Below are 11,599 nucleotides of genomic sequence, written 5' to 3'. Positions count from 1 at the left end.
TACTGCTAGTCTAAGAACAAGACGCAGCAGGTAGTCGCTTGATCCATTCGCTAATAAGTGCCACACCTTCATCATGGGACAAGCTACGACCAATTTCTGGCATTCTATCACCTGGGTCATTGGTCTCCATACGGAAGTGCAAGATACTCTCTTCAGGCTTACCTGGCACAACATCATAGCCTAAAATACCACCGCCATAGGCAACAGGAGACTTACACGTGCCGTGCGAGAAACCTGCGTCATCGTCATAACTTCTCCAATACTCTAATTTAAGACCTGTATTAGATGCATTACCTTCGGGGCGATGACAATGCGCACAGTTAATGTCTAAGTAACCTTTGGCTGCTGCCATGAGTTCAGTATCTGACATTGATGCAATATTTAATTCATCGCCATCTTGATATTCTGGAACTTTATCTACATCGGCTAAGTTAGGTACCCCTTGCAATATTCCTGCTGCTTGCCATTTAGATAGTTGGTTCATGACGCCATCACTGTAAGCATAATCACGATTTAAGTGACGAGCTTTTGGACCAATAGGCATGAACACCGCATTACTGTCGGCATCTGGTTTGAATTGGTGGCATTGCTTACATTGATTCATGCTTGGTACAACATAATCAAAGTTTAACATTTCTCCATTATGCGTGACTTGCTTACCTTGGATAGCACCAGCTTTTGCCAACATGGCATCAGATTTATCGGCTTTCCATACATAAGGTAGGGCGCTCCAACCTGTTTCGCGATGGATAAGCAAACGGGTTTCAATCACGTCTTCATTCGCAAAGCCGCGGTTATTGGTGTTTTGCGGTAAGGCAAACGTTTTACTGATGACTGTCCCTACAGGGAAGTCAAAAGACTCATTCTCTGTGTAATCGGCTTTGGTGCCATCAGGTAAATATACAAAGCGATATTTAGTGGCATGGTCAGTAAATAAAGGCGTGTTAAGATCGTACGGTAAACCGTTCGAGTTTGGCGACGCTGTTGGGTTGGTCATATCTGCAAATAAGTTGTAGTCCGATAACTTAGGGCAGTTAGCTTTTAGTAAAGCATCCCAGCTGACGTTATCACCAGATGCAGTACATAGGCTCAGATCCCCATCGCCTTCAAGGCCACCTTCACCTTCGCCAATAGAGCCGCCTCCACCGATTAAGTTTCCGCCATCACAGCCTTCAGTATCATCATCCACACCACAACCAAATATTTCATCGCCGAAAGTCACAGTGTGAACCGGTAGACTGATTTGGGCACAATTCATTAAGTCAGTTTGTGTTTTTTCATATAAGACGTCAGCGATATTCATGTCTGTATTACTATTGGCAAATAACCGTCCTAAACTGACATCACCATTATTTTGGGCACAGACATTATCGCTTCCATCAGGGTTGAATGGCGTTTCTTGTAGCCCTAGGTATGCAGCGGTGCCATTATTTGACAACATTTCACCCAAACCATCATATAAAATACCCGGTAATGCGCCATGGGTTAGTACATAAGCTTTGATAATGTCTTCAATTAAATAACCTTTTGGTTTTTGGCCATAATCTGTGATGACATTGTCATGGATTGAAATATTTCGAGGAGTAGGGCGCCAACCATCATCAATGGCTTGGCCCGGTTGACCGTAATTTCCGACAAAGGTACTGATATCGGGCTCGGCAATGAAAAAGCTTGAAATGGTGAGACCAACAGTGTCGTGGTTAGTGATTTCGTTATTGAAAATTTCGACATCATCGGTGGACAACACAATCACCCCTGTGCCGGGTGGTACGATATGAACACCAGCTGGATTAGAGGATGCATTAGCAAAGTTTAAGGTATTATTATCGTATACTTTGTTGTTAAAAATACGAACACTTGACCCATAGCGGTGGTTATTAATTGGTAGATCAAATACTAAAATACCGCCTGTGTTGCCCATAGCTTCATTGTCATAAACATCAGCATATTTTGAGTTTTCAATTTCAATACCGGCAACGTTTTCTTTTGCTATGTTTCGACGGACAACGATGTACTGTGATTGCCCGACATAAATACCGGCATCGGCACTACCTCGTACATAAGTGTCTTCGATTAAAATGTTTTCACACTCAACAGGGTAAAGGCCATAAGCACCATTTCCCTCATCTAACTCACCTTCCCATACTGTTGCAAGGCGACGTAAAATTATGCCGTTGGTATTTTTGAGTTTAATACCGTTATTTTTTGCTTCATTTACTGATAAGTCTTGAATAATGATGTTGACGGCATTTTGAACGAATATGCCATCACCCGAATTGGCTTCTGAAAAATCTAAAACGGTTTCGTCTTGCCCATAGCCCATGATGGTAATGTTTTTAGCAAAACTGCCATCGCCGTCGACATCACCATCAAACAATAATGTTGATTCTATTTTAAAATTACCTTTTGGAAGGACAATGACATCGTTACTCTGGGCATTAATTAAGGCTTCTTGAATACTGATGGTGAGATTATCACCTGCTTCAACCATTATTGCCCCTTCTGGGAAAGTGGGGCCTGTTTCTGCTGGAGGCTGAACTACGGGTGGGGTTTCGGTAACGGTTGGTTCATCATCATCTGAACCGCAACCACTTAGGTTTAGCGTAACGGCTGTTGCTACAAGGGTAGGTACCAGCCAAGGCATTTTCTTGTTGAACATAGCATCTCCTGCTTTTTATTATGTCTTCCTACTCCTATCTGTTCCGCCGATGGAGTGGATACGATTAGATTCGTATGACTCCAACATGCCTTGTTTGTTATTTGTTAATCAATGTGAGATCTGGCCACATTTTTATAACATATGTTTTTTGGTTCTATGAATGACTTGTTGTGAAAATGGATTATTCAACAAAAACGACAGCCAATGCTGTCGTTTTAAATAATTTACTAATTAGCTTACTTTTAAGTTAGATAGCAGCAATCAGCAATTAAGGTTGCCGATATTACGCTTTATAACTTAAATGCTGATGGAAGCGAACAATCACATCAATGTGTTCTTTATCCATATCAAATTGATTGGTGAACTGACGAATCGCATCTTGAACTTGATTCATAAAGCGGCCATAGCCTTCATCTTTTTGGTCTTCTTTAGCTGCGACAATAACAAAGCGGATAGCTTCGGCAAGCTTAGTGTCATCCCAATGGCAAATAGGGTCTGGTGCTGCATTACTTGGGTCAAAGCCAACCATTTGGAATTCTGTAGTGCTGTTTAGCTGCTCGTATTTACTGTTTCTGACGAGAGGCACTTTACCATTAGCGACCATGGCAACACGGTTTAATTTATTATCGCTGGTTGCTTTGATGAAGTGGTCAGCAACACGTTGATATTTTTCACCAAAGCTAGTCGCATTTTCTGCTGCTAATTGCTTTTTGATTCGACGTCCCATTGGTAAGCTGACCGTGACGTAGTTAAGCGCGCTAACCGACTCAGGTAGGTTACACTCACGGCGTTTATAGCGACTATCTACAGCACGTAGTTTGTAAGCATAGGATTCTTTTAAGCCTTTTGCTTTGGCAAAAAAATCATAAGAGATGTGCTGGTGGTCTCGTATTTTTGTTGGTACACCTTGAACTGGTAATAGCGGCTTGATCTCAGCTAAAAATTGCTGAACTTTAGCGTGGAACTCAGCTGAATGACTACGTAATTCGGTACCTGTTGCAAGAAAAACCACTTTTAGCTTTTTAGCTCGGTAACCAGGCAAAGTATGAAGACGATTTGCTTCATGATGTGCAGGGTTGTAGAAAAAGCGTAATTGCTCTTCTGTTGTTAAGCAATAAGCCTCACTGTGAAAACGCACCATAGGGAGTTTATCGCTTGCAACCACATGAACATTAAACAGTTCATATTTATCAGCGACTTGAAAAACCAATTTACTAAACTCTTGATAGCAATTAGTTAAATCACTATATGACGCTAATAATTCATCAGTTAGGGTAAAGCCAACAGTAATATATTGATTTTTACGGGTGGCGGTCGGTAAATACACTTTCTTTTGACGACTGACGGACATAATGTTTCCTTTTAGCCATAGGGTGTTACCAATTTAGATGACAAGCAAAGTAAGTGCTTTGCATCATTGGTATTTATAACGTTTTAAACAAATCCATTTAACATCCAGTTTAATCATTAAAGCTTAAAATAAAATTACTTTTTTAGACTTTTTAAGTGATTTTGAATGAAATATTTTAACCTTTGTTACTTTTTAAGTGCATTAATGATCCAGGGTTGCATCCATTGCGTAATTCGAGGTTGAGCTTCAACATTTGGATGAATGCCATCACGTTGCATTAAGTCAGGGTTTGGTGCTATTTCTAACATGAAAAAAGGCACTAATTCGATATCGAATTCATCAGCTAATTGATGATAGACATCATTGAACATGCTGGTATATCTTGGACCGTAATTAGGTGGCACCATAATCTCTGTTAATAAAACCTTTGCCCCGTTATCTTGAGACAACTCAATGATTTTTGTAAGATTTGATTTCAGCTTATTTGGAGGGAAACCTCGAAGGCCATCATTGCCTCCAAGCTCTACGACAACAAGGTCAAATGCGCTAGAGTCCAGTAAGCTTGGGAGTCTACGCAAACCGCCTGCGGTGGTTTCTCCGCTAACTGAGCCGTTAATAATGTCATGTTCAGGGTATTGTTTACGTAACAATTGTACCCAACCTTGATCTTCCGACATGCCATAACCTGCGCTTAGACTATCACCTAAGATTAAAATCGTGGCAGCATAGCTAGAAGTTGAAATAAACATTGTTGAAACAACAACCATTAACGCCGCAGAACGCAGGCGTTTAGCCGATAAAAATAAGAAGGATCGTATGTCGACTACTTTTGCAAATAATTCCAGTGCCATTAACGTTACTAACCTCAAAAAAACAGTGGTGACCCAAGAGGGAGAGCTTACTATCCTCAATGGCATTAATATGGATGTCAAGCAAGGTGACAGTATTGCGATTCTCGGCCCATCAGGTTCAGGGAAATCAACCTTATTAGGTTTGCTTGCAGCGCTTGATACACCTACATCTGGAGAAATACTCCTTGATGGACAGGCGTTGTCGGGATTAAACGAAGAACAAAAAGCGGCACTTAGAAAACAAAAAGTCAGCTTTATTTTCCAGTCTTTCATGTTAGTCGACACACTTACAGCGTTAGAAAATGTCATGCTACCAGCAGAACTTGCTGGCGTGGCTCAAGCTCGTGAAAAAGCCGAGCAGATGCTCGAGCGGGTCGGGCTTTCTCATCGTTTGACACATTTACCAAAACAATTATCTGGCGGTGAGCAACAACGTGTAGCGATCGCTCGTGCGTTTATTTGTGAGCCCAAAGTATTATTTGCAGATGAGCCGACAGGAAACCTGGATAGTGCTAATGGCGACAAAATCGCAGACATGTTATTTGCCTTAAACCAAGAAAGTGATACCACGCTGGTACTAGTGACTCATGATTTGGAGTTAGCCAAGCGTTGTAAGCGACAATTAGTGATGGAAAGCGGTCATTTATCAGAACCAAATGCTGAGTCAGATACCTCTGGGAGCCATGTTAATCATGCTGACGAGATTTCTGAGGAGGTTAGCTAATGGAATTACAATTAGCTTGGCGCTTATTTAAACGAGAATTGATGCAAGGGCAACTAGTACTCATTGTATTGGCGATAACCTTGGCCGTGTTATCGGTGAGCGGTTTAGCAAGAGTCAGTGAGCGTTTACAAGTCGCTATTAATGGTGAAGCGGCTAATTTTATTGCTGCAGATCGTATTATTGATTCTCCTGTGCCTCTGTCTGAGCAAGTGCTCAACATGGCTGAATCACTGAATATTCAACATGTGACAAACATGAAATTCAACTCGATGGTGTATTCGGGTGATAATTTTCAACTGGTGACAATTAAAGCGGTGGGTGACGGGTATCCATTGCGTGGAGAAATAGAATTATCATCAGGCGTTACCCAAGGACTGCCAAAGACTGGTGAAGCATGGTATGAAAATAGATTAGGTGGCTTATTGGGCTATCCGACCACACTGGAGCTGGGTAATACTGAACTTAATTTATCTGCCGAAATCAGCCGATTACCCGATGCTGGCTTTAATCCCTTTGCCTCTTCACCAGTGCTGTTAATGCGTTTAGATGATGTTGAAGCTACTGGTATTATTCAACCTGGTAGTCGTGTGAGTTATGTATACCAATTTGCTGGTGAGGCCGCAGCGTTAACCCAATTTGAAACCCAAGCTAAACCACTACTGAATAACAGTCAGCGCTGGACTGATGTGCAATCTGGGGATTCACCTATTGCATCAGCCGTTAAACGTGCTGAGCGATTTTTATTATTAGCGAGTTTATTAGGTATTGCGCTTGCCTGTGCAGCTATTGGTATTGCTGCACAGCGTTATTGCCAACGTCATTATGACGTTGTTGCGATGCTAAAAACGTTTGGAGCATCTGCAAAGCAAATTCGAATGCTGTTTGGTGCCCATCTATTGCTAGTGACTGTAGTGGGGATCGTATTAGGGTTAATTGGCGGCGTAATGTTAGATTTAGCCATCAATCAATTCTTGCCTGCTGAAATTGCTGCTTACTCTCCCCCCTATTCAAGACCCTTGTTACTTGGTGTGAGTACCGGATTGATCAGCGCATTTATGTTCTCTGCCTACCCATTAATGCGACTATTAGCCATTCCACCTTTACGGGTGCTTCAGCGTCAATTAGAAGGGTTACAGTTTGGCATGTGGCTCCACTTGCTATTGAGCCTTGGTGCGATGGCCTTACTGGGATACTTATATTCAAAAAGCATTGCGTTAACTATGACCGTAGTGCTGGCGGTATTACTTTTAGGTGTGTTACTCAGTGTGCTTGGATTTGTGATGATCCGTTTAGGCCATAGTGTTGGTATGAAAACCACCAACCCATTTCAGTTAGCACTTGCAGGTCTTAGACGTCGAGCAAGACAAAATGCGGTTCAATTAGTCGGTTTTAGTAGTGCGCTTGTTTTGTTATTAACAATTTTGGCTCTCAGACAAGATTTGTTAAATGAATGGCAAAAGCAGTTGCCTGAAAATGCACCTAATTACTTTTTGGTCAATATTGCTCCTGAAGACACTAAACCATTGGATGATTTTTTAACAACGCACAATATTAATGCAACTGATATTTATCCTGTGATCCGTGGCCGTTTAACCCATATCAACGATGAGGAACTGATTTCTCGTCAAGAAGAGAAAGACGGAGTTGAAGGACGTGTTGGGATTTCACGTGAACTGAATCTGACGTATCGTGAAACACTTCCGCCTAATAATGAAATCATTGAAGGAACGTTTAACCAAGCTGATGATGAGGTGTCAGTTGAGGCCGAAGTTGCTGAACGCTTAGGTTTATCCCTTGGTGACACTATGACTTATACGATTGATAATCAAGAGTTTAGTGTTAAGGTTGCCAGTTTTAGGCAAGTGCAATGGGAAACCTTACAGCCAAATTTCTTTATGATTTTCAGGCCTAAAGCATTAGAGCCGTTTTCTTATACTTCTATGGCAAGTTTTCATCTTAATGATGAAGATTTGCAAGCGAATGGCAGTGAATTAACGGCGAATGGAGTCGTGCTGCAATTAATCCAGCAATTCCCTACGATATCAGTGATTGATGTCGGGGCTATGGTGGGGCAGTTACGTCAAATCATTGAGCAAGTGTCGCTATCCTTATCTTTAGTGCTTGCGTTAGTATTATTGGCAAGTGCCTTGGTGCTAATCGCGCAAACAGAAGCGGGAATGGCCACTAGACAGCGTGAATTAGCGGTGTTAAGAACATTTGGTGCATCTGGATGGTTACTGCGCTCTGCAACCGGTTTGGAGTTTGCCTTATTGGGCGCAATAGCGGGTATATTGGCGGTGATTGTTGCTGAATTCACCCTTTATATGCTTAAAACACAAGTTTTTGAATTAGTTGTATACATGCACTGGCCTTGGTGGGCAATTGCACCTTTATCCGGTGCAGCTGTGGTTGCCACTTTAGGTATGTGGCGTTGTAGGCAGCTATTGAATCGCTCGTGCAGTGATTTACTAAAAGCGGGCTGATGTCCCTTTTATTCTTATGCACGTTAATTTTAAGGAGAGCTGATGCTCTCCTTTTTTAATGATTATGGTATCTTAATAGCTTAAGGCAATAGACAATGCCGGTAATGTTTAATGGAATCATCATGATAAATCAAAAATGGTTAACAACGTTTTTAAAGTTAGCCGAAACAGGTCACTTTACACAAACTGCTGACAAATTGTTTATGACTCAACCTGGTGTTAGTCAGCATATTCAGAAGTTAGAAAATCAACTTAATACGCAGTTGATCCAGCGTTTTGGTAAACGTTTCGAACTCACCGATGCCGGAATGCAATTGCAGAAATATGGTGAACAGCTATTAAAGCAACAAGAGCAATTATTAAGTGATATACAGCTTGATTCAGCATTTATCGGGGAGTGCAGGTTTGCTTGTTCAGGCTCACTAGCCATGTGGCTTTATCCAGACTTTATTGATTACCAGTTATTACATCCTCAACTACATGTTTCCATTGAAGCTGCGCCGAATAAACGCATTGTTGAACAAGTGCTAAACAATGACATAGAAATTGGCATCGTTACTCAATTTGTGTCAAATCCAGAGCTTGAAGTCACGCCAGTTGGGTTTGAGAAGTTGCTTATGGTGTTACCTAAGTCTGTTGATGCCGATGACTTATCTTTTGAGACGTTATTAACATTAGGCTTGGTTTCACATCCAGATGCCAAGCATTACTTACAGCAAGTGATGAGCTGTAATTTTGATGATTATTCAGCAGATGATATACCGTTAACCAGTTACGTTAATCAGTTAAATCAAATATTGATGCCTATAACAAAAGGGCTAGGATTTACTGTATTACCTGAATTTGCAGTAAACAGTGTTTATGAGCAAGGTAATATTACCGTGGCTAATTTGCCAAAGGTCGTAAAAGAGCCTTTATTTATGATCCGCAAAAAACACCGGCCACAACCCAAAAGGTATGACTGGTTTATTAATAGAATTAAAACCTTGGTAAAAAGCTAAAGCATAACTGTTTTACAAGGATTATGTTTTAAGGATGGAATCTAAAGCAGGGTTAATATCAGGGTACTGATAATGAAAACCACTTTCTAATGTCCTTTTGGGTATCACAAATTGGCCTTCAACAATTAAGTCTGCCATTTCACCCATGGCCAATCTTAAAGCCAAAACCGGTGTTGGGATTATTGCGGGTCTGCCTAAACTCTGGCCGATAGAGTGTGCAAATTGTTTATGGCTTATAGGGTTTGGTGCAGTGGCATTAAACACCCCTTTGGCTGATTTCGTCGACATGAAATGCCATATCAGTGCGGTTAAGTCATCGATATGGATCCAGCTTACACCATGTACTCCTTTACCAATTGGCCCCCCCAGCCCAAGTTTAAATGGCGGTAGCATTTTGGCTAAAGCCCCTCCGTTTTTGCCCAAGACGATACCTATTCTAAGGACACAAACTCGAGTTGATTCAGATTGTGCTTGTAAGGCTAAATGTTCCCATTCATTGCACACTTGGTGGCTAAACTCGTCGTGAGCTTTGCTATGCTCATCAACAGCCGTTGAACCTTGCCTGCCATAATAGCCAATCGCTGATGCACTAATGAAACATTCTGGTGGCGTATCACTTTGTTTAATGAGATGACTTAGTTTAGCGGTAATATTCCAGCGACTATTACAAATTTTTTGTTTTTGCTGGTGGCTCCAACGCTTACCGACAATGGGCTCACCTGCAAGATTAATAACACAATCAAATTCATTTAGATGTTGAAGGCTGTCTAGGTTATTGAGGTATTGGTGGTTGTTGCCTAATATGTTTTTAGCATTTTGACTGTTTCGGGTAATAATGGTGAGCTGATGGGATTCAGAACTTTGGCTCAATAGTTTCACTAATTGTTGCCCAACAAACCCTGTTGCTCCAGTCATTAATATGTTCATATACTCACCATTACTTGTCGTGTAGATTTACATTGATAGTTAACTAATCTGTTATTCAGGCTATAGTTAATTTAGCGCAAAAAAACCAGACCTCATAGATATTTACGACTTTATCAAGCTCCTAGATCAAACATATTTTCATTGAATATTTAGCTTTGGTACAGCTTGAGTTTGATAATCTATTTTTATCCATTGGATTAATTAGCTTTCATTTATTCATATCCTGATAAAGCATAATGAGTATAATGCTAAGTAATTATAATTAAGCCAGTTTACTGGTTAAACCTTATTCAATTAAGCTGTGTTATTGATTTTGAACGAGATGGAACTAAGCATTATTTTCATGTTTAGTCGTTTTTGTAGCGCAGCAAACTGATGATCCAACTTCACCATCAATACTGACAATAGAAAGGATTTACATTATGAGTGGCGGTAACTCTTCATCAATGGCATTGCGCGGCTTTGCTGTTATGGCTTGCCTCGTAGTCATTTTAGCAGGCATAAAAACAGCTAGTCCTATTGTGGTTCCGTTTGTACTGTCGGCATTTTTAGCGGTAATTTGTAATCCAGCAATCAACTTTATGACGCAATATAAAGTGCCTAAATGGCTTTCGGTCATTTTATTAATGATATTTATTGTATTAATGGGGTTGTGGTTAGCCAGCTTAGTCGGCAGTTCGATAAATGAATTCTCAAATCAAATGCCAATGTACCGTCAACAACTTATTGAGCAGTTTTCATGGGTACTTGAAAAACTTAATGCGTTAAATATCAATATTTCTAAAGATAAAGTGCTGGAGTATTTTGATCCAGGTATGGCATTAAGCATGACAACGAATATGCTGTCAGGGCTTGGTAATGTTATGGCTAACTTATTCTTAATTATTTTGACCGTTATCTTTATGTTGTTTGAAGCTCAGTCATTACCGAAGAAGTTTCATTTAGCGGTTGATGATCCTGATATGCGCTTAAAACAGATTGATAAGTTCCTGCATTCAGTTAATCAGTATATGGTCATCAAAACCTTAGTCAGTATTGGCACCGGTATTATTGTCGGTATTGGTTTAAGCATTATCGGCGTTGATTACGCGTTATTGTGGGCAGTGCTGGCTTTTCTATTAAATTACATTCCAAATATCGGCTCAATCATTGCTGCTATTCCTGCAGTGTTACTCGCCTTTATCCAAATCGGCCCAGGTGCTGCTGGGATGACAGCTTTATTATATTTGGGCACGAATACCGTTATGGGTAATGTGGTTGAGCCTCGCTTTATGGGGCGTGGTTTAGGCTTATCAACTTTAGTGGTTTTCTTGTCATTGATATTCTGGGGGTGGCTATTAGGCTCAGTCGGTATGTTGCTGTCCGTTCCACTGACCATGATTGTAAAAATCGCACTTGAGTCGAGTGAAAGTGGCAAATGGTTTGCTATTTTATTATCCGATGTTGATTCAGACGAAGATAATCAGCCGCAAATTGATATTGACTCATCAGATAAGCTTACATCCGAGCCAATTGATAAAGCATAAAGGCTTACTTTTTAGGTAGAGACCGGACTTTAAAGGCAATGCGTATGCGAATAATACGTGTTGCATCTAAATACAGT

At 40.7% G+C, this 11,599-nt stretch carries 8 protein-coding genes; 4 read left to right on the top strand and 4 right to left on the bottom strand.

Annotated elements, in window-relative coordinates:
• Positions 1-10 precede the first annotated feature (10 nt).
• The 3 genes from J8L86_RS00350 to J8L86_RS00340 all read right to left on the bottom strand — a co-directional run bounded on the left by J8L86_RS00350 (position 11) and on the right by J8L86_RS00340 (position 4,777).
• Positions 11-2,659 carry a parallel beta-helix domain-containing protein gene (locus tag J8L86_RS00350; RefSeq protein ID WP_211028189.1) on the bottom strand — a complete coding sequence of 883 codons (2,649 nt, stop codon included), beginning with the start codon at positions 2,657-2,659 and terminating at the stop codon, positions 11-13.
• A gap of 283 nt (positions 2,660-2,942) precedes the next feature.
• Positions 2,943-4,010, bottom strand: coding sequence for a DUF3083 family protein (locus J8L86_RS00345; RefSeq protein ID WP_065108356.1), 1,068 nt, complete (start codon positions 4,008-4,010; stop codon positions 2,943-2,945).
• Positions 4,011-4,195: 185 nt separating this feature from the next.
• Complete coding sequence (locus J8L86_RS00340) at positions 4,196-4,777, bottom strand: arylesterase (protein WP_065108355.1); 582 nt, start codon at positions 4,775-4,777, stop codon at positions 4,196-4,198.
• A 49-nt stretch (positions 4,778-4,826) separates the two neighbouring features.
• Here J8L86_RS00340 and J8L86_RS00335 point away from each other — a divergent pair, with 49 nt between their 5' ends.
• The 3 genes from J8L86_RS00335 to J8L86_RS00325 all read left to right on the top strand — a co-directional run bounded on the left by J8L86_RS00335 (position 4,827) and on the right by J8L86_RS00325 (position 9,069).
• Positions 4,827-5,585: an ABC transporter ATP-binding protein gene (locus J8L86_RS00335; protein WP_119968364.1), complete on the top strand. Its 759-nt coding sequence runs from the start codon at positions 4,827-4,829 to the stop codon at positions 5,583-5,585.
• A complete protein-coding gene (locus J8L86_RS00330; protein ID WP_211028185.1) occupies positions 5,585-8,068 on the top strand; it encodes an FtsX-like permease family protein in 2,484 nt (827 codons plus the stop codon). Before J8L86_RS00335 ends, J8L86_RS00330 begins: the two co-directional genes overlap by 1 nt.
• Before the next feature lie 122 nt (positions 8,069-8,190).
• Positions 8,191-9,069 (top strand): LysR family transcriptional regulator, encoded by an 879-nt coding sequence (locus J8L86_RS00325; protein WP_211028180.1) that lies wholly within the window; start codon positions 8,191-8,193, stop codon positions 9,067-9,069.
• Positions 9,070-9,090: 21 nt separating this feature from the next.
• On the opposite strand, the gene J8L86_RS00320 is transcribed toward J8L86_RS00325, so the two are convergent.
• Positions 9,091-9,996, bottom strand: coding sequence for a TIGR01777 family oxidoreductase (locus tag J8L86_RS00320; protein ID WP_211028178.1), 906 nt, complete (start codon positions 9,994-9,996; stop codon positions 9,091-9,093).
• Positions 9,997-10,418: 422 nt separating this feature from the next.
• On the opposite strand from J8L86_RS00320, the gene J8L86_RS00315 reads away from it, so the two are divergent.
• Complete coding sequence (locus J8L86_RS00315) at positions 10,419-11,522, top strand: AI-2E family transporter (RefSeq protein ID WP_080915452.1); 1,104 nt, start codon at positions 10,419-10,421, stop codon at positions 11,520-11,522.
• Positions 11,523-11,599 lie beyond the last annotated feature (77 nt).

The sequence above is a fragment of the Shewanella sp. MMG014 genome (assembly GCF_018100775.1).
GTDB lineage: Bacteria > Pseudomonadota > Gammaproteobacteria > Enterobacterales > Shewanellaceae > Shewanella > Shewanella japonica.
This window is presented reverse-complemented; position numbering and strand designations above follow the sequence as displayed.

What these genes read in the sequence shown, in the direction of transcription:
- J8L86_RS00335 (WP_119968364.1), top strand. Translation starts at nt 4,827, where the DNA reads ATGTCGACTACTTTTGCAAATAATTCCAGTGCCATTAACGTTACTAAC.
- J8L86_RS00320 (WP_211028178.1), bottom strand. Translation starts at nt 9,996, where the DNA reads ATGAACATATTAATGACTGGAGCAACAGGGTTTGTTGGGCAACAATTA.
- J8L86_RS00330 (WP_211028185.1), top strand. Translation starts at nt 5,585, where the DNA reads ATGGAATTACAATTAGCTTGGCGCTTATTTAAACGAGAATTGATGCAA.
- J8L86_RS00350 (WP_211028189.1), bottom strand. Translation starts at nt 2,659, where the DNA reads ATGTTCAACAAGAAAATGCCTTGGCTGGTACCTACCCTTGTAGCAACA.
- J8L86_RS00315 (WP_080915452.1), top strand. Translation starts at nt 10,419, where the DNA reads ATGAGTGGCGGTAACTCTTCATCAATGGCATTGCGCGGCTTTGCTGTT.
- J8L86_RS00345 (WP_065108356.1), bottom strand. Translation starts at nt 4,010, where the DNA reads ATGTCCGTCAGTCGTCAAAAGAAAGTGTATTTACCGACCGCCACCCGT.
- J8L86_RS00325 (WP_211028180.1), top strand. Translation starts at nt 8,191, where the DNA reads ATGATAAATCAAAAATGGTTAACAACGTTTTTAAAGTTAGCCGAAACA.
- J8L86_RS00340 (WP_065108355.1), bottom strand. Translation starts at nt 4,777, where the DNA reads ATGGTTGTTGTTTCAACAATGTTTATTTCAACTTCTAGCTATGCTGCC.